Annotated in this window: 21 protein-coding genes and 1 riboswitch; of the genes, 12 read left to right on the forward strand and 9 right to left on the reverse strand. The window is 34.6% G+C overall.

What is annotated here, in order from left to right:
* Window positions 1-159: 159 nt before the first annotated feature.
* On the reverse strand, window positions 160-879 hold the full coding sequence (locus CEY12_RS08385) for a pyridoxine 5'-phosphate synthase (RefSeq protein ID WP_089027268.1): 720 nt from the start codon (window positions 877-879) through the stop codon (window positions 160-162).
* A 185-nt stretch (window positions 880-1064) separates the two neighbouring features.
* Window positions 1065-2327 carry a mechanosensitive ion channel family protein gene (locus CEY12_RS08390; protein WP_089027269.1) on the reverse strand — a complete coding sequence of 421 codons (1263 nt, stop codon included), beginning with the start codon at window positions 2325-2327 and terminating at the stop codon, window positions 1065-1067.
* A gap of 273 nt (window positions 2328-2600) precedes the next feature.
* On the opposite strand from CEY12_RS08390, the gene CEY12_RS08395 reads away from it, so the two are divergent.
* The 3 genes from CEY12_RS08395 (at window position 2601) to CEY12_RS08405 (ending at window position 4861) form a co-directional block, all read left to right on the forward strand.
* A complete protein-coding gene (locus CEY12_RS08395; RefSeq protein ID WP_089027270.1) occupies window positions 2601-3788 on the forward strand; it encodes a carboxypeptidase-like regulatory domain-containing protein in 1188 nt (395 codons plus the stop codon).
* Between the two features lie 73 nt (window positions 3789-3861).
* Window positions 3862-4353, forward strand: a complete 492-nt coding sequence (locus tag CEY12_RS08400; RefSeq protein WP_089027271.1) for a DUF456 domain-containing protein — start codon at window positions 3862-3864, stop codon at window positions 4351-4353.
* Between the two features lie 10 nt (window positions 4354-4363).
* Window positions 4364-4861, forward strand: coding sequence for a hypothetical protein (locus CEY12_RS08405; protein WP_089029825.1), 498 nt, complete (start codon window positions 4364-4366; stop codon window positions 4859-4861).
* Here the strand turns inward: CEY12_RS08405 and CEY12_RS08410 are convergent.
* Both CEY12_RS08410 and CEY12_RS08415 read right to left on the reverse strand, forming a co-directional pair.
* Window positions 4848-5489: a uracil-DNA glycosylase gene (locus CEY12_RS08410; RefSeq protein ID WP_089029824.1), complete on the reverse strand. Its 642-nt coding sequence runs from the start codon at window positions 5487-5489 to the stop codon at window positions 4848-4850. The two genes, CEY12_RS08405 and CEY12_RS08410, sit on opposite strands and share 14 nt — an antisense overlap.
* 183 nt (window positions 5490-5672) lie before the next feature.
* Window positions 5673-6176, reverse strand: coding sequence for a GNAT family N-acetyltransferase (locus tag CEY12_RS08415; RefSeq protein WP_089027272.1), 504 nt, complete (start codon window positions 6174-6176; stop codon window positions 5673-5675).
* A gap of 98 nt (window positions 6177-6274) precedes the next feature.
* Here CEY12_RS08415 and CEY12_RS08420 point away from each other — a divergent pair, with 98 nt between their 5' ends.
* Window positions 6275-8422, forward strand: coding sequence for an endonuclease MutS2 (locus tag CEY12_RS08420; RefSeq protein WP_089027273.1), 2148 nt, complete (start codon window positions 6275-6277; stop codon window positions 8420-8422).
* A gap of 46 nt (window positions 8423-8468) precedes the next feature.
* Here CEY12_RS08420 and CEY12_RS08425 read toward each other — a convergent pair whose 3' ends face one another.
* Complete coding sequence (locus tag CEY12_RS08425; RefSeq protein WP_089027274.1) at window positions 8469-9578, reverse strand: GEVED domain-containing protein; 1110 nt, start codon at window positions 9576-9578, stop codon at window positions 8469-8471.
* A gap of 266 nt (window positions 9579-9844) precedes the next feature.
* Here CEY12_RS08425 and CEY12_RS08430 point away from each other — a divergent pair, with 266 nt between their 5' ends.
* Together CEY12_RS08430 and CEY12_RS08435 are read left to right on the forward strand one after the other, a co-directional pair.
* On the forward strand, window positions 9845-10645 hold the full coding sequence (locus tag CEY12_RS08430) for a hypothetical protein (protein ID WP_089027275.1): 801 nt from the start codon (window positions 9845-9847) through the stop codon (window positions 10643-10645).
* 54 nt (window positions 10646-10699) lie between these two features.
* Window positions 10700-10880, forward strand: a riboswitch (cobalamin riboswitch).
* 112 nt (window positions 10881-10992) lie between these two features.
* Window positions 10993-11376 carry an acyl-CoA thioesterase gene (locus CEY12_RS08435; protein ID WP_089027276.1) on the forward strand — a complete coding sequence of 128 codons (384 nt, stop codon included), beginning with the start codon at window positions 10993-10995 and terminating at the stop codon, window positions 11374-11376.
* A gap of 39 nt (window positions 11377-11415) precedes the next feature.
* Here the strand turns inward: CEY12_RS08435 and CEY12_RS08440 are convergent, their stop codons facing one another.
* Together CEY12_RS08440 and CEY12_RS08445 are read right to left on the reverse strand one after the other, a co-directional pair.
* The gene (locus tag CEY12_RS08440) at window positions 11416-12006 is read right to left on the reverse strand and encodes an HD domain-containing protein (protein ID WP_089027277.1); all 591 of its coding nucleotides are present in this window, start codon (window positions 12004-12006) and stop codon (window positions 11416-11418) included.
* A gap of 4 nt (window positions 12007-12010) precedes the next feature.
* The gene (locus tag CEY12_RS08445) at window positions 12011-12700 is read right to left on the reverse strand and encodes an XAC2610-related protein (protein WP_228409821.1); all 690 of its coding nucleotides are present in this window, start codon (window positions 12698-12700) and stop codon (window positions 12011-12013) included.
* 292 nt (window positions 12701-12992) lie between these two features.
* Here CEY12_RS08445 and CEY12_RS08450 point away from each other — a divergent pair, with 292 nt between their 5' ends.
* The 6 genes from CEY12_RS08450 to CEY12_RS08475 all read left to right on the forward strand — a co-directional run bounded on the left by CEY12_RS08450 (window position 12993) and on the right by CEY12_RS08475 (window position 17890).
* Complete coding sequence (locus CEY12_RS08450; protein WP_089027279.1) at window positions 12993-13322, forward strand: PadR family transcriptional regulator; 330 nt, start codon at window positions 12993-12995, stop codon at window positions 13320-13322.
* Between the two features lie 11 nt (window positions 13323-13333).
* Window positions 13334-15052: a PspC domain-containing protein gene (locus tag CEY12_RS08455; RefSeq protein WP_089027280.1), complete on the forward strand. Its 1719-nt coding sequence runs from the start codon at window positions 13334-13336 to the stop codon at window positions 15050-15052.
* 312 nt (window positions 15053-15364) lie between these two features.
* Window positions 15365-15964, forward strand: a complete 600-nt coding sequence (locus CEY12_RS08460; RefSeq protein ID WP_089027281.1) for a 1-acyl-sn-glycerol-3-phosphate acyltransferase — start codon at window positions 15365-15367, stop codon at window positions 15962-15964.
* Window positions 15965-16026: 62 nt separating this feature from the next.
* Entirely contained in the window at window positions 16027-16455 is a 429-nt protein-coding gene (locus tag CEY12_RS08465) for a PaaI family thioesterase (protein ID WP_089027282.1), read from the forward strand.
* Between the two features lie 186 nt (window positions 16456-16641).
* The gene (locus CEY12_RS08470; RefSeq protein ID WP_089029826.1) at window positions 16642-17616 is read left to right on the forward strand and encodes a chorismate-binding protein; all 975 of its coding nucleotides are present in this window, start codon (window positions 16642-16644) and stop codon (window positions 17614-17616) included.
* A gap of 85 nt (window positions 17617-17701) precedes the next feature.
* Window positions 17702-17890 (forward strand): hypothetical protein, encoded by a 189-nt coding sequence (locus tag CEY12_RS08475; protein WP_157676788.1) that lies wholly within the window; start codon window positions 17702-17704, stop codon window positions 17888-17890.
* Between the two features lie 51 nt (window positions 17891-17941).
* Here the strand turns inward: CEY12_RS08475 and CEY12_RS08480 are convergent, their stop codons facing one another.
* Window positions 17942-18136, reverse strand: a complete 195-nt coding sequence (locus tag CEY12_RS08480; protein WP_089027284.1) for a hypothetical protein — start codon at window positions 18134-18136, stop codon at window positions 17942-17944.
* Between the two features lie 5 nt (window positions 18137-18141).
* Window positions 18142-18744, reverse strand: a complete 603-nt coding sequence (locus CEY12_RS08485; RefSeq protein WP_089027285.1) for a MarC family protein — start codon at window positions 18742-18744, stop codon at window positions 18142-18144.
* Between the last annotated feature and the right edge of the window lie 3 nt (window positions 18745-18747).

Below are 18747 nucleotides of genomic sequence, written 5' to 3' on the forward strand. Positions count from 1 at the left end.
TTAGGTATTAGGTTGTAGGTAGCAGGTGTTAGGTGTCAGGTATCAGAAATGTAAAGTAAAATATTCTAAATAGGCCTTTTTTTCAAAAAAACAAATTCAAATATTCTCCTACTCTCAAACCCTAGTACTCTTGCACTCTCTCTCACTCTTATTCAGACTTTACCATTTCGCCAATCTTTTCAGATACGCCTGAACCGTGTTCTCCATTCCCATATACAAAGCTTCAGAAACCAAAGCATGTCCAATAGAAACTTCTAACAGATTGGGAATCGTATCTGCAAAATACTTAAGATTTTCAAGACTTAAATCATGTCCCGCATTGATCCCCAAATCAAAATTACTGGCAGCAATAGCGGTTTCAAGATAAGGTTTTATAGCCTGTTCTTTATTTGTAAGATATTCTTTTGCGTAAGCTTCTGTGTATAATTCAATTCTGTCAGCACCCGTTTTTGCAGCATATTCTACCAATTCCGGAGTTGGATCAAGAAATATTGAGGTACGGATTCCTGCATTTTTAAATTCAGCAATGATCTCCTTCAGGAAATCTAAATGCTTTTTGGTATCCCATCCTGCATTAGAAGTTATTGCATCATCTGCATCAGGAACCAATGTTACCTGCTCCGGTTTCACTTCCAGAACCATATCAATAAATGCACGATGAGGATTTCCTTCAATATTAAATTCTGTCGTTACCAAAGGCTTAAGATCATAAACATCTTTTCTTGTAATATGTCTTTCATCAGGTCTTGGATGAATTGTAATACCCTGCCCTCCAAATTCCTGGATTTTTATTGCTGCTTCAGTTACACTGGGAGTTTCGCCGCCTCTTGCATTTCTTAAAGTGGCAATTTTATTAATGTTTACACTTAGTTTTGTCATTCTTTTATAAGTAGATGTTGGATAATTCAAGTAGAAGCTGGTAGTCAGATACTGGAATTTATACCAGCCACAACACACCTTTGATCATACTATCTTATTACCAATTAATATTCAATTCTTTAATTAAAATCACTTCACCGTAGCTGAGATCTCTTTCAATTTTCCTCTTTCAATTTTCAATTTCATTACACTTTCACAGCTACCTGCATTACCTGCAGATCAAATTCCTTTGAAGCTACCAAAAGGTGATCAAAAATATCAGCCTGGATCTGTTCAAAACGTTCCCACTTAGAATCGTTCGCAAAACAATAGATTTCCAGGGGCAGACCCTGTGGAGTAATATCCAGCTGGCGAACCATTACAACGCCTCTTTTATCTACGTCCGGATCGTTTTCAATGTATTTTTGAGCATAATATCTGAAAACGCCGATATTCGTAAGCTGCCGCCCATTGACAATCTTGTCATTGTGAGCAAGCGATTCTTTTTCTTTTCTTATTTCCAGGCTTTTACCTTCAAGATATTCAGAAATTAAATTGATATCTTTCAGACGATCAATCTCTTCATCACTTAAAAATTTAAATGAATTGATATTGAAGTAAATCGATTTTTTAATCCTTCGGGTGTTGGATTCAGACATGATCTGAAGATTTTTGATTTCAGTAGTCAGTAAGTCGTAGGTAGGAATGGTAGATACTGTTTTATCAAAATTGGTAATCTTTGTTGTTAAAAGACTGATATCTGCAATATTTCCTTCGATATTATATTTAGGAATTCCAATCCAGTCTCCGACTTTCATATTTTTAGAAGTGGCTACGTGAAGTCCCGTTACAAACCCCAGAATAGTATCTCTGAAAACGAGAACTAAAACTGCTGTAATAGCTCCCAAACTTCCTAAAATTGTCCCGCCTTTGATCCCAAAAATAACACATATCCCTACTACTGTCAGGATAAAAATACCAAATATTTTTACTGATTCTGAAATAGCATTCAATGCCATTATCTTATAAAAGTCCTGCTTGATGACAAAGTAATTCCTCAGTGCTGTTAATGCCCTGAACAGCATTCCTGCTATAACAAAAATGATCGCTACGCTAACGATGACTCCCAGTAATTCAAAACTTTTAGGATGTCTCCAAAATACAGATTTCAAAGCATATTCTGCAAAATTCAAAGCACCCAGATGAACGAGTGAATTGGTAATTCTGGATTGATAAATCGATTTTAAAACCGGATATTTTTCTTTATCAAAAAAATATTTAAATACAATATTAACCAGAAATTTAAAAATGAAATCCAATAGATAAACTATTCCTGCTAAGAATAAAAACTTAAGAATAATCTGGCAGGTAAGCACCAAATCACCAGGGACATTATCTCTTACAAAATAATGAATCTGATCACTTATATCCTGCAGAAAATCTTTAGTGTCTTGTAGTTCATCTTTCATTGTAGCAAATTTATGAAATTTAGTACTGATTTTAATTAAAACCTTTCCATCAATTTTCGTCCCAAAACGATTTCTTTTTTATTATTTAATAAAAATTTTAAATCATTATTTTAAAAATTATTAATTCCTATTAAACTACGATTAATAAGTAAAAAATTCATTAAAAAACATTATTAAAAATAAATAATACTTAAAATTTATCATATTTTATGATTTTATATATAATTATTTATTAAATTTGATTACAACTAAACCAATCAAAATCAATTAGATATGAGAAAACACTACTTATTTATCTTATTGTGTGTATTCACACTTTTAACGAATTGCTCAGGAGGAGATGATCCTCAAACCCCTTCCGAAAATGTCGGACCTTCAATGGTAAAAACCGGAAAACTGACTGGAAAAGTAATGTCACAAAATGGAACCAAACCCATTGGAGGTGCCTCCGTTTTTACTTTTGATGACAAGTATAAAATTTATTATACCACTTCAGACGCAGATGGAAATTTCACCTTGGTAGCTCCGACAGGAACTCGCACGATTCATATTCAAACGGGTAATGGTAGTAATTTCCGCACGGAAATTTCCACTACTGTAAAGGATAGTGAAACCTTGAATCTCGACGCCAGCCAAACCAAACTGAATCAGGTTGCAAAAATTGCTTATGTAAAAGGAACGTATGATAAAATCGAAGATATCATTCAGACCTTAGGTTATACCGCGACCGAAATTACTAATGCTGATCTTGCCAACCTAACCACTGTTGCGCAGTATGACATCATATTTCTTAACTGTGGATCAAGAAACAGCTATTCTTCAAATCCGGCACTCTATGCTGTCATTGATACTAATTTGGCAACTTTTGTTGCTAATGGAGGAAGTATCTATGCTTCAGACTGGGATGTTGCCTATTTAGTGGGCGGAGCAACTAATACCACTAACTGTTCTCTTCCGGGAGGATTTGTTCCTGATACAAAATTGTGCTCTAAAAATATCGGAAACTCAGGGACATTGGGCGCTACGGTAACTAATACCGGACTTACAACCGCTTTAGGTTTCAATACACTTGATATTGATTATGATCTAGGCTCCTGGCAAAAAATAATTAATTATGATCCTTCTTATTGGGAAGTTCTGGTTAAAGAAACCTCATCGAATGATGCTTTAATGATCAGAACCAATCATTTTACAGCAACAGGTATTCCGACCACACCGATAGGAAACGCCCCCAACTCAATATTTGTAACAGTTTGTATTACTCTTCCAGGAAATATCCAGATCAGTATTTCAGTTCCACAGGTATTAGTTCCTTATTTGGTGGCATTAGGTGCTACGGTAGGACCTTGTTCAGGATCCTCAAACAGCGGGTATATTTACTATACAACCTTCCATAATCATGCTTCGGGTAACATTGGAAACGCCGGTGTAATTCTACAATATGTAATCTTAAACTTATAATAAATTCCTAACCTATATGAAAAAGTGGCTTTTTTAAAGCCACTTTTTTTATCTTGCATGTATAATTTTAAGAATGGATACAACATTAATTAATATTCTCTGTCTTGTTTTATTAATTTTAGGAATTGCGGGAACCTTCCTTCCCGTTTTACCAGGCCTTGTTCTGAGTCTGGCTGGCCTTTTAATTTATAAATTTGGTACAGATGCCGATTTATCAATGCTTTATATCTGGATTTTCGTTATTCTTACTGTTGCTTCAGCGGTTTTGAATTACGTCATTCCCGCCAGGACCAATAAAAAATATGGAGGTACTAAATGGGGAAGCATAGGATCTGTAGTAGGCACCATTGCAGGAATGTTTATACCCATTCCTTTAGGGTTCCTGATTGGGATGTTTGCCGGAGTTTTCATTGGTGAACTGCTTCACGACAGTAAAGATATGGACAAAGCTCTAAAATCCACAAAAGGGGCATTTATCGGATTTATATACGGTACCGGATTCAGCTTTGTGATAGGTGTGGCAATGTTTTTGGTAGTAGTATTAAATATGCTTGATTACATTTAAAAAAAATACCATGTTATACAAAACCATTTTATTCAGTTTAGGAATGTTAGCTCTTACGAATTGCAATGCGCAGAAAGAGACCCAATCTTCCACAAAATCAACTGGTACGACCAGTACAAAAGAAAAGACAATGAACAAGGAAGGAAACCTTATTTATTTCGCTGAAGGAGAAAACAGATTCCTTAAAGAATACCAAATGAATGTTACCTTCACGAATATTGCTGAAGACAGCCGCTGTCCTGAAGGAGTCAATTGTATCTGGGCAGGTGTAGCAGTTGCCAATGTATTGGTCATGGGAACTTCCACAAGACCTGTAACCTTAACCCTGGCCACAACAGAAAATCCGGGAAGAAATTATTTTAAATCCGCAGAGTTTAATGGATATACCATTTCACTCAATGAAGTTACCCCCTATCCTACCTCACAAGACGGAGCAAAAGCTCTTCCGGGAAAATACAAAATAGGAATTACAATTAAAAAAACTGGCGAAAAACCTACCATGAGATAGGTTTCTTTCCTTTCGAAATAAGATATTCATTAATTTTTGAAAACGGTTTGCTTCCAAAAAAACCTCTGTATACAGAAAACGGTGACGGATGCGCAGATTTCAAAATAAAATGCTTAGCCGGATCAATGAGTTCGGCTTTTTTTTGCGCAAAAGCTCCCCATAAAACAAAAACCACATTTTCCTTTTTATCCGAAATTTCTTTGATAATAAAGTCAGTAAACTTCTCCCACCCCAGATCTTTATGAGAGTTTGGAGTATGAGCACGAACCGTCAGGGTTGCATTCAGGAGTAAAACCCCTTGTTTTCCCCAGTCATCCAATTCTTTGGAAGTCCGTACTACACCAAGATCATCTTTCAGTTCAATAAATATATTTTTGAGTGATGGCGGCGCTGTTACCTGCTCTGATACAGAAAAACAAAGTCCGTTTGCCTGGTGGTCATTATGATAAGGATCCTGACCAATAATCACCACTTCAATATCATCAAAAGGAGTAATTTCCAATGCTCTGAAAATTTGATTTTTGGGAGGAAACACCTTCGTCGTTGCATATTCTTGTTTTACCTTTTCCCAAAGATGGGTAAAATACTCAGTACTTTTTATGGGGGCTAAAACTTCTGTCCAGGTCATAAATTCAATTTGAAAATTTGAGAATGAATTAATTTGAAATTCCATTTTTGCGATGCTATATTATCCAGAACACAGCCTGAAGGTCTGCGAACATAGTTCATAAGCGCAGTAAGAATCTAAGCAAATTTAATGATTAAAATAGAAACGTCAATTTCTTCTTCATCGAAATGACATAACAAACCATTATTTCTTTAAGCTAAAAATAATGTTATCAGGGAAACCTTCATCTTCTTTACCTTCTTCCAAAATAAAATGATGTTTTAAAAGAAGTCCAATAGAGTTCTCATTATGTTTATTAGTAATTGCCACAATTTCCTGCAAGTTTAGTTCATTAAAACCATAATTTAAAATGGCACCCAGTGTTTCAGACATAATTCCCCTTCTATGGTAATCAGGTAATAATTCGTAGCCTACCTCTGCAACTTTTCTGTCCTCAGAGAAGTTCCATAAACAAATCGTTCCTATAATATTGGATTGATCTTTTAAAGAAATCCCCAAATAAACGGTTTGATTATTTTTGGTTCTTTCTTTAATTGTTAGAATAAACTCCAGTGCATCATAATTCGTTTTTGGTGAATTACGCATAACATATCTATTGATGACTTCGTTACTTCGAATGCGAAGAATATCTTCTACATTACTTTCATCAATATTCTTTAATATTAGTCTTTCTGTTTCTAGTTTCATATTCCAAATGTAATAAAACCTAGTCATTAGATATTTTCAAATTCTCAAATTAATTCATTTTCAAATTAATATTCACAATTTCTCACTAAATTTGCAATGTGTATATAAATAAAGAAGATTTAGACGAATTAGAGTTTCCGCAATTGCTCGCGGAAATTTCTCCTTTTGCGTATTCTCCGAAAACGAGAGAAAAAATCCTTCACCTTCTTCCAATGGAAATTGAGGAAGCAGAACTTTCTTTGAAAAAGACTTCCGAATACTTGTCGAGTTTTGAGAGTTCAAATGCTATTCCGTTTGATGAATACGAGGATATTGAGGCTGAGCTAAAATTAATGCTGATTGAAAATTATCGACTGGAGAACAGTGCTTTCATCAAAATAAAAACGCTTACAGAACAAATTGGAAAACTACAAAAGTTCTTCCCTACCATGCCGGAAACCTTTCCGAATTTAATGGAAGATGCTTCTGTTCTGGAATTTAAAAAAGAAATCATCGATAAGGTTGATAAAGTATTCAACCGTTTTGGAGAAGTAAAAAGTGAAGCTTCCCCTATTTTGAAAACTTTACGAACTGAAATTCAACATGCTAAAAAAGCGATTCAGGAGAATTTTAACCGTGCATTATTCAATTATGGACAAAGTGACTTTCTTGATGATATCCGTGAAAGTATTATTGATGACCAAAGGGTTTTAGCTGTAAAATCGGCATATAAGAAAAGAGTTTCCGGAAGGGTTTTAGGCCTTTCTAAAACAGGATCTATTACCTACATCCAGCCGGATAGTGTGGTCAGTCATTATTTCAAACTTCGGGAAAATGAAGAGGAAGAAAAGAAAGAAATAGACAAAATCCTACGAAAGCTCACTGCAGAACTAGCAGAATTTCAACCCCAGCTTTGGAGGTATCAAAAGTATATTTTTGATCTGGACCTAACAAGAGCGAAAGCCAAGTTTTCAGAAATGATCAATGGTGTGTTACCTAAAATCAACCGCCATAAAACATTGAAATTAAGGGAGGCTTTTCATCCGTTGCTATGGTTACGGAATAAAGCCGAAAAAAAGACCATTCACTCACAGACCTTAAGTTTGACTGAGCACAACAGGATTATTTGTATTTCCGGACCTAATGCCGGAGGTAAATCGATTACCCTGAAGACGGTAGGATTACTTCAATTGATGATTCAAAGTGGAATCCTTGTTCCTGTTCATCCAAAATCTGAAATGTTTTTCTTTGATAAGATCATGACAGATATTGGTGACAACCAATCGATTGAAAATCATCTATCTACCTATTCATCAAGGTTAAAGAAAATGGGCGGAATTATTCGTGAAGCCGACGCCAACACGCTCCTATTGATCGATGAATTTGGAACCGGTTCTGATCCGGAATTAGGAGGAGCACTGGCCGAAAGTTTCCTTGAGTTTTTCTATGATAAAAAGAGTTTTGCAATTATCACCACGCATTACACCAATATTAAACTGGTTATAGAGCAGCTCCCTAATGCTGAAAATGCAGCGATGCTATTTAACGAGGAAACATTGGAACCAATGTACAAACTCGAAGTCGGACAGGCAGGAAGCTCATTTACTTTCGAAGTTGCAGAAAAAAATAAGATTCCACGATTTATCATTCATTCTGCTAAGAAAAAAGTAGAACATGATATTGTAAATCTGGATAAAACGATCGTAAAACTTCAGCAGGAAAAATTTGAAGTGGAGAAACTTAAAACAGATCTTGCGGAAAGAAAAGAATCTGTTGAAGATAAGCGTGATAATCTGCAAAAACTAAATGAACAGCTTCAACAAAAACTTTTCAATTTTCAAAAACTATACGAAGATGAGCACCGTAAACTTCAGTTGGGGGGTAAGGTAGAAGCTTTCATTGAAAGTTATGTAAAAGGCAGATCCCGAAAAGATGTAGTGAAAGATTTTGTCAAGATCCTTGAACAGGAGAAGTTCAGAAAATTGGGAGCTGATAAAGATGAAACAAAACGTCTTCAAGTGGTAAAAAGGAAAATTACCCAACAGCTCAAAAAAGAAGATGTTATCGAAAAGATTGCCGAAACAAATGAAAAGATAGAAGAGAAGCGTAAAGTAGATCGTGCACTTTGGATGAAAATAGGACAGCGCGTGCGTATTCCCGGGAGTACAAGTGTAGGAACTATTGAGAAAATTTCCAGAAACAAAGTCATTGTTAATTATGGAACTTTCAAGACGACCATTAATGCTGATGAGCTGGAAAGAATTTAGATATAAAATTATAATTAAAAAAAGCGCTGAACAATCAGCGCTTTTTTTATTTCTTAATAAATTTCAACCTCCTCGGATTTTCTTTGTCCTTCAGTTGAATAAAATAAACACCCTTAGCAAGATGATGGACATTAACTTTATGATCTTCTATTTTTCCCATCTCAATTTTTTGTCCTACCATATTATAAATTTCATAATCCGGATGAGAAGAAATCCCATTAATGTATAAAATATCTGAAACCGGATTTGGGTATATATTGATTTCTTTGTTTTTGTGATTTTCTGTAACTGATAATGTTCCACTTGTTAAAAGAGCTACCCCATAATCCTCAACTTCTCCATACACAAATGTTCCACAGGCAGAATTCGCCAGAGCCTGCGTCATCATCACCCGCATAGTAACACCACAAGTTCCCGCTGTCTGAAAGGCTGTAGGAGGAATGGAAAATGTAGCAGTAGGAGAAGCACTTGTATTTGAACCAGAAAGCATAATTTTTTCCGTAGCTTCAAAAATCCCATTTCCATTGAGGTCAATCCAGACACTTATTGATGCAGCAGAAGGGCTCCCATTCCAGGTTTTGGTCACCGAAATCATATTTCCTGTGCTTCCAACCAATAAATTTACTTTTCTTGAAGGGTCATTTCTGTAATCCGTATAATTAGATGCTCCGGAATTGCTTACCATAGGTAAAAAGCTTCCATTTCCGGGACTTACCATAACATTAGAAATATGCATCATTCCGGAATCTGTAGAGGCAGATAGACAATAATTAAGGGTAGAAATAAAAATGATGGATTCGGACCACGTTCCAACTGTACCAGAGCATATTTTAGCAACCTGAACCTCATATTGAGAACAAGGCGTTAGCCCGGTTAGGGTAAACGATGCCAGGTTAGAAATTGTAACCGTAGCCCATGGGGATACAACTCCCGCCACTGGCCGAAATCTTACCAGGTAATCTGGTGTAGCAGGATCAAAAGTCCATGTAACAACAGCAGAAGTAGCAGTAATGCTTGAAACCTGAACACTGGAAGGTGCATTGGTATCACAAAATAAAAAAGAAGAAAAAGAAGAAGAAATTTTATCTGGATTTTTACCATTAAAAGAGGAAATTCCTATTAAGAATAGAAATACATAGAGTAGATTTTTTGTCATGTTTTACTAGTTTTTAATATTTTAATGAAAATTATACTAATATATTGAAATATCACTTACAATATATCTTACAGTATGTTCAAAATTTTAATTAATTTCAATTTCTCCTTTCATGAAATCATGAAACTATTGTGATCTCCTGATTGATTATCCATCGATATATGCCTACCTCTTAGATTCATTGAATGAATATTATAGATTTGAAACTATATAATTATATCCAGTGAAACATTTAATTTATATATTTGAAGCATCAAAAATTTTTCATGATGATTTCGGTAAACAAAGCGTTCTATTTATCTGCCATTAGTCTATTTTCATTAGCTTTTGTAAAAGGTCAGCAAAAAATTCCTTTTGGAGTCGTAAAAGCCGAAGAAGGGTATGCTAATGTTCGCGTTCCAAAGGATAATTATAGAAAAATTGTAGATAAGATAAGGATGCGTAAAGGTGATGTCTTTCTTTATGTAAAACCAGCTCCCGGAGAAACAGAATGGTTATGGATCAAATATCCTGAAAAGCAGGATACCGAAAAACCATTCGTGAGGTATGAAAATCTTGATAAAGAAGGGATGGTAAACAAAGAGCGTGTAGCCTTTATTGATCAATTACCGCAATATACTCCTTCAAAATCTAAAAACGGAAGATCTCTTATTTTCACCGATAACAACAATCCTAAAATTCCTACTGCTCAAAGGAGTAAAGTGATCATCGATGTATATCCTTCGAACGCAAGTTACCGTAAGATGGAAAAAGATGCAGATGGAACTATTCTGACTATTGATAAAATAAAACCTTGGGGAATCAGTAAAGAGCTTCCTGAAGGAATGACTGAAATCAAGTCTATCCGTGTCCAGCAGATTGGAAGAGGGTCCGTTTTTGTAAGAGAAGCTATTAAAAATATGTTCCAGCCTACGATGGACTTTAACAATATCACTGTAGCTGCTATCGACAACGATAACATCTTCGTTTACATGATCAATGGATCAGGGGAAAACAGATATACAACACTTTGGACAATCAGACAAGGAAAGGTTGCCCACCAGATTATTTATAAAAGTCCGGAATAATTCACATATTTCTCTGTATTATTCTTATTTTTGCCCCTGAAAAAGTTTTATCGCTTATTCATCACAGGAATCGGTTCTGCTTAACCGCAGATTAATAGGGAATCGTGTGAAAATCACGAACTGTCGCGCAACTGTAAGTAACTAAAGTCTTTGTAAAAAATCCACTGTGCTATGGCATGGGAAGGAAATAAAGATGTTACAAGTCAGGAGACCTGCCTTTTTCTATAAACAAAAAACTTTCGCGACTTGAAGTTTATTGATCTGATGGATTTTTCAGGAATATGACATTCCTGTATTATTCTGTTTGTTTCAATATATTTCATTTCGCTTTAATTTAATAATGAAATATGACTACAGAAGAAAGAATTCAAGCATCCGAAACCCGAATCTTTAAAGCGGTTTTCCCTAACACGACCAATCATTACGATACCCTTTTTGGAGGAACAGCGATGCAATTGATGGATGAAGTGGCATTTATTACCGCGACTCGATTTGCAAGAAAAAGAGTGGTAACGGTAAGCAGCGACAAAATTGACTTTAAAAAACCTATTCCTGCAGGAACGATTGTGGAACTGATCGGTACTGTTTCTCACGTTGGAACGACCAGTATGAAAGTAAATGTAGAGATCTACACCGAACAAATGTATTCTTATGAAAGAGAAAGAGCCATTGTCGGGGATTTCACATTCGTAGCAATTGACGAGTTTAAAAAACCAGTTCAAATACTATAATTAGAGAAGAAACGCAAGTCAGATTGACTTGCGTTTTCTTTATTTTAAAACTTTTTCTGTTTCAAGACTTTTGCTCAGTAGAAATTGGAAAGCCTCTCCCATTTCGTCAGAGGCCCTGCTAATTGCATTTTCCAGCATATTTCTGATTTGCCCTTCAGTAACACTTGCTTCTGTCCAGCTTTTTCCTGAAGTGTGGGAATTAAGGATAAACGGCATAATCCTGTCTATGGCACAGGCGAAAATAGCATCAGGGGTCTGCTCTTCTTCAAACTCAAGCCAAAGGTTAAAAAATTCCGAACGTAAAGGCTCATCAAGGATCCCAAAAATATTTTGAGCAGACAATTTCTCTCTTTCAAACTTACCCACCATTGCTTTTTCATCAAACAGAAATGTATCTCCAGCTTCGATTTCTACCAAATCATGAATAGAAAGCATTCTTATTACTCTTAATAAATCTATATCCGTCCTGTTTTTAGCATATGGAAAAAGCACCTGTGCTAAAATAATGATCTGCCAGGAATGTTCAGCCGTATTTTCTCTTCGTGAATCATCCGCATTGTAATTTCTTCTCTGTACATTTTTTAACGCATCTACAGCTAAGATAAAATCGATTTCCTTTTGTATTTTCATTGTATTATTCTTTATAATATTCTTTGATTGGGTATTTCTTTGTTTTTATGATCCATTTATTTTTAATTTTTTCACGCCTTGTTACTTTTACAAAATCACCACCTCCCATGGCATCTTCTTCCAATTCAAATACCTTATCCAGTCCCTTTTTCGGAATTATCCGGTATTCTGTGGTGATATGCCAGCAACAGCCGGATTTAGAAAATGTGATAATCCTTTTCCTTTTGGAATCGGTCTGGAACATTCCTAAGTTCTCAAAAGCAAGACTGGTTAATTCATCACTTATAACGAACTGTTTCTTTGTAGAATTATAAACATATACATCATAAGATGGTCCGCCATAGCTGCTTTCATTTCCATTTCGTACTGCAATATCTTCAGAACCATCAAAATTAAAGTCATTAAAAATCAACGGACTTTGCTCATTATACAATTGAATAACATTGACGCTTGGCTGCTGGTCTTTGTTTAAATAAAAATAAAGATCGTCTGAATTCAGAGTCTGTACCACTCGGGAGGTTTTCTTATCTCTTAATTCTACAGTCCCATTTCCACTGCATTTTTCACCATCACAATCTGCCACTGTAATAGCAGCATCATATTGGTTCGATCCTGATTTGAGTTCAAAATGATTTTGTCCAAAGGAGAAAGAACTATAAAAAATAAAAATGATCAATGTTTTGTATCTATCCAAAATATACTTTTTTATTCATTGAAATATCCTTGAAATTTCATAACAAAAATAAGAATAGCAATTAAAATTGTAATCATTAGCCTTCATTTTAACTGAATTTGATTTAGAGCAAAAAACTGACTTAAATTTATGTAACTGAAAATCAACATATTAAATAATTTTAAATAAAAATTCCACTACTTTGTATTGCATAATACCATTTTAATTACATATCTTTGTAATGTAAAATAAGAATAGGTTCAACTAGCTAGGAACTTAATTCTAAATATAACTAATTAAAAACCTTATTAAGATGAATACTGAAAATACCAAAGCGCAAATGCGAAAAGGGATTCTGGAATTCTGTATTTTAAGTCTTATCAATCATCGTGAAATGTATGTTTCCGACCTTATAGATGAACTAAAAAAAGGAAAACTGGATGTTGTGGAAGGCACACTCTACCCTCTTTTAACAAGATTAAAAAATGGTGAGTTTCTATCCTACAGATGGGAAGAATCAACGGGAGGTCCTCCAAGAAAATACTACCAGATTACAGAAAAAGGGAAACTGTTTTTAGGTGAACTTTTAAATACCTGGAATGAATTAACAGATTCAGTAAACCAAATTACTCAAAAAAATTAAAAAACAAAGCTATGAACAAGACACTCTCAATAGGACTCGCAGGTTTTTCTTTTACTATAGAGGAACACGCATATATAAAGCTTAGCGATTACCTTAATGCTCTTAGAAGCTCACTGGACGCTTCAGAAGTAGACGAGGTAATGCATGACATAGAAATTAGAATGGTTGAAATCTTCAGAGATTCTTTAGGAAAAAGAGAAGTAATCAACGATACAGATGTAGAAGGGGTAATTGCACAAATCGGTACACCGGAAAAAATAGAAGAACAGGAAGAGGCTTATTATTCTGAAAAGAATTCTAAAAGAACAAGCAACTCCGGAGCAGAATACTCTGATAAAAAACAATTATTCCGCGACCCTGAAAGACAAAAAGTCGCAGGTGTTTGCGCAGGTTTAGCTCATTATGTAGGAATGGATATTACTGCCATGAGAGCAATCTGGTTAGGAGTATTTATTTTAGGAATATTTACAGCAGCCATTTCTTCTTCACTGATCGCATTGTTATATATCATTCTTTGGATCGTACTTCCAAAAGCTGAAACAGCAGCAGATTTCCTGAAAATGAAGGGAAAGCCTATGAACTTCGACAATCTTAAGAATGAGTCTAACAAATTGGTACAATTTGCCAATGAATCTACTCAGAGGGTCGGAGAAATATACATCGAAAACAAACCGTATATCAACAACGCTGGAAACGGAATCTGGAATGTAGTAAGATATGTATTAGGTGGAATCTTTGCATTGATGGCATTCGGATGTCTGATCGGAGTATTTGTAGTTTTCGGATTCATGGGAAGTAATGATTTCCCTCCGATGAATGAAATGAATTTCTACTTTGACAGTGATGGAATGAGATACGTATTAATGGCAATGATTGTTTTAGGAAGCTTAATTCCGGCAATGCTGTTCGCATTATTAAGTATTAAACTAATCTCACCAAAAACAAAACTAAGAAATACGGGTTGGGTTTTAGGAGCATTAATTCTCGGGTTAATTACAGTATCTGTTTATTTTGGTATCAGCATGGCTAAAAAAGACATGTTCCTGAAAGGTCATAAAGAAGATACAGAAGAGATATCAATTAATACAGCATCCGATAGTATTTATGTTGACCTAAAACAAATAACCATTCCTCAGAACTTTATAGGCTATGATGATGATCTTTATTCTGATAAAGTATCTGTCTACAAAAAAGATTGGGTTGATGTACAAGTAACAAGAAAAGCTGACATAAAGACTCCGTATTTAATTATTAGAAAAGAAGCAAAAGGTTACAACATTCCATTGAGCGTAAGTGTACCGGTAGAAATAGTGAATAACAAAGTGATTCTTCCTAATTACATTAAATATCCGTACGATCACCGTTTCAGAGATTATCATATTGATTATGAACTCGTAGTTCCACAAAAAGCAGTAGTAATCTCTTTAAAGAAAGACGGAATTGATTTTGACGGAGACCTGAATGGTGACGGAATTGACGATGACGACCAGTACGATGATGATGAAGATGGAAATATCAGAATTGAAAAAAATAAGATTTCGGTGAACGGATCAACAATTGAATACAATTCTAATGATAAGGACAGCATCATCATTAATGGAAAAAAAGTTCCAAATTCTAAAGCAGAAAAGATAATGGACTCTGTAAAGTCTGACATTAAAAAAATGAAAGGCAAAGTAGATATCCAGATCAAAGACGGAAAAGACGAAATATCTATAAAAACCAAATAATAAACTGCAGAGAGTGGCAGAAGGTGTGAATGGAAGGCAACCGTTTGAAATTCACACTCTTCTTCTCTCACTAAAGCAAAAAAATAGTATTATTTAGTTCTTTATTTTAAAAAAATGTTATACCTTCGTGTAGTTATATAAATCATAACCAAATCATTTAAAAACACCCCAACCATGGTACAAATAGCACTAGAAATTGTAATGAAAATCGTAGATTTAATCAGCGGTTTATTTTAAGAGCGATAATATTTCAATATATTTGTAAAGTATAACCAGATTGGTTATACTTTCTTGTTTTTAATACGAAAATATATGAAAAAACTAATCGGCAAATTAATGTTGAAACTCATGGGTTGGAAAGTTGTTCTTCAGGGCGACGTCAACAGCCTTAACAAGTGTATTCTTGTAGTAGCGCCGCATACCCACAATATGGAATATATATTGGGAAATTTCGCTTATTGGTCTTTAGAAAAACCGTTAAAAATAATTATCAAGGACGCTCATACCAAGGGATGGTACGGCGGAATTGTAAAAGGTCTTGGTGGAATCGGAATTGATAGAAGTCAGAAAAATGATCTTGTAAATTTCGTTGCCAAGCAATTTGCAAAAGAAGATTTCAGTCTTGTAATTACCCCTGAAGGAACGAGGAGCTGGGTACCGAAATGGAGAAAGGGTTTTTATCATATGGCTTTAGCTGCAAAAGTACCGATCGTATTGGCAGCTGGAGATTTTAAAAGAAATATTATCTATCTAGGATACACTATTCCATATGAAAGAATCGCTACAGCTTCTTTTTCTGATATCATGAATGAGATTCAAAATTATTATATCAAAAATGATATTACTCCAAAAGTGCCGGAAAACTGGAATCCTAACATAATGGGTGTCGAAAACGAACAACCTGCACAATAATAAATATTCACTAGTATCCACTACCCACTTCATCCATTATTTATAATTTCTTATACTGTTATATGAAAGACATGACCAAAGAAGAGCTATTACAATTCCTCAACAATTGGGGAGAAGAAACTATGGCTAAAGCTCTTGAAATAAAATTTATTGATATTGATCAGGAGAATGAAACACTAACGGCAACGATGCCAGTCCTACCAAGGGTTCATCAGCCGTTTGGTATTTTACATGGAGGTGCAAGCTGTGTTTTAGCTGAAACCCTAGGTTCCAGCCTGTCTAATATTTTCATCGACGGTGATAAATATTATGGGGTAGGCACCAATATTAATTCTAATCATTTAAGAAGTAAAAAAGATGGAATTATAACCGGAACAGCACGCTTTATAAGAAAAGGAAGAACAATGCACGTTTCAGAAATTGAAATTCGTGACGAAAAAGGACAATTGATCAACCATACGACCATGACTAATAATATTATCAACAAATAATCTTATTTTGATCATCAGCTAACAGACTCAAATTCTTTGGGTCTTTTTTATAATAAGAACCAGCTCATAAAAAGCTCATTTGATTTTGAGATTTTTAAGACTAATAATACCTTTGCAGAAAGAAAGACTAACTAAGGATTCACTTATATGGGTTCCTTGTATTTTTTTCTAAAAGCAAGCAGACTAATGATTTATTTTAAATTTCCATTCAACGAAAAGTTATATACTACAATAGAAGACTCCTTCAAAAATGCAGTTACTTTTTATTCATTTGACAGTTCAAACCATTTACGTTTTAAAGGGGACATCGTAGAATTTCACCCAAAGGATTTTGAAAAAATAACCATTACAAATCAAATTCTTCAGCCCGAAAATAATCATCTGGTAGGCGAAACAAAAGAAGAATATCTAAAAAAATTAGATAAGGTAATCGACGTTATTAGACAAAACAATCTTCCAAAATTAGTCCTGTCGAGAAGGAAAATAATCAGGGATTTTAGTACCATTGATCTGAAAGAAAGCTTCAAAAATCTATGCAATTCTTATCCTAATGCCTTCAGGTATATTTTCATCGATGGCGAAAACTCATGGATGGGTGCTTTTTCCGAGGTTTTAGGAAAATTCGACAAGAAGACCCATACGTTTGAAACTATGAGTCTCGCGGGCACTTTACCCGTTTCTGAACCTTGGTCTGAAAAAGAAATTGAAGAACAGAAACCCGTATCAAGCTATATTCAAAATATTTTTGAAAAATATGCCGTTTTGGGCAACATTGAAACATCTTCCACTTATGATCATATTTCTGGAAATATTAAACATCTGCGAACGGATTTCAAAGCAAAAATAAAGCCCGAAGATGTAGATCATATTATAAAAGAATTACACCCTACTCCTGCGGTTTGTGGAATTCCCAAGGAGTTCTGCAGAGAAAAAATTCAGGAGTTTGAAAAGTTTCCACGTGAATTTTATGCTGGCTATATTAAAATTGAAACGGAAGAAACTGTTCAGTATTTTGTAAATTTAAGATGTGCCAAACTCCATAAAGATTCAATTCACCTATTCGTCGGTGGTGGAATAACATCACAGAGTAATCCTGAAAAAGAATGGCAGGAAACAGAACTGAAATCAGAAGCTGTACTTAAGAATCTTGCCATTTCGTAGTTTTCAATTAGCGTATTATCGGTTTAAATGATTAACTTCATCCTTACATCAAAAGATGCTATCAGAAAACCTTAAATTAAATCCGATGAAAGTTTTATTTTTGATTCTTATTTTAATCACAACTGCTTGTGGTAATGGCAAGGATTCATCTAAAAATTACAATGAGAGCCGTGAATTGATTCCTAATCCGGAAGGTTACCAAAAAGACACTTTCCCTTCTGATACTGTCAAGGATTCTCTTAAAAAAGATTCTGTAAAGCCTAAAATTAAATAACAAAAAAACCTCTTCAAATTGAAGAGGTTTATATTTTTATGATAATAAAGATTATTTCTTTACTCCTATCTTACTCCAGGTATTCAATACAAAAAGTAAAATCAATCCGATTGCCGCTGAAGCAATTGAAAAAACAAACTTCAGGTTATCTTCAGATAAAACTTCTGACTGCCAGTCTAACGCGTAAAGGTTAATTGCGATGAAAACGATAAATAGTATTAAAAATACTTTATAAAACTTCTGCATAATTCTTAAAAATTAAAATAGTTCTGCACCAGTTGGGCAAAGTTAGCGGTAAATAATTTAATTGAAATTGCTAAAAGGATAATTCCGAAAACTTTCTGTAGGACTGCTAACGTAGCCTCACCCATTTTTCTTTCCAGCCACTTAGCTGATTTCAGCACCAAATATACGAAAATTGTATTGAGAATAATTCCACAAATGATATTAATATCATGAAATTCAGCTCTCAACGATAAAGTAGTTGTTAATGTTCCGGCTCCAGCAACTAAAGGGAAAGCAATAGGAACGATAGATGCTGATTTAGCCTCAGTAGTTTTATTGATTTCAATTCCCAGGATCATTTCCAGCGCAATAATAAAAATAACGAACGCACCGGCAATAGCAAAAGAGTTAACATCTACTCCAATGAACTTTAGAATTTTATTCCCTACAAATAAAAAGACCATCATGATGATTCCCGCAGTTATGGACGCTCTTCCTGCCTCGATCTGTCCAAACTTCTGTTGCAAACTAACAACAATAGGAACAGACCCTATAATATCTATAACTGCAAAAAGAACCATAAAACAGGTCAGAACTTCCTTTAGAGAAAAGTGATCAAAAATTTCCATCTT

The organism is Chryseobacterium sp. T16E-39 (genome assembly GCF_002216065.1).
Taxonomy (GTDB): Bacteria; Bacteroidota; Bacteroidia; order Flavobacteriales; family Weeksellaceae; genus Chryseobacterium.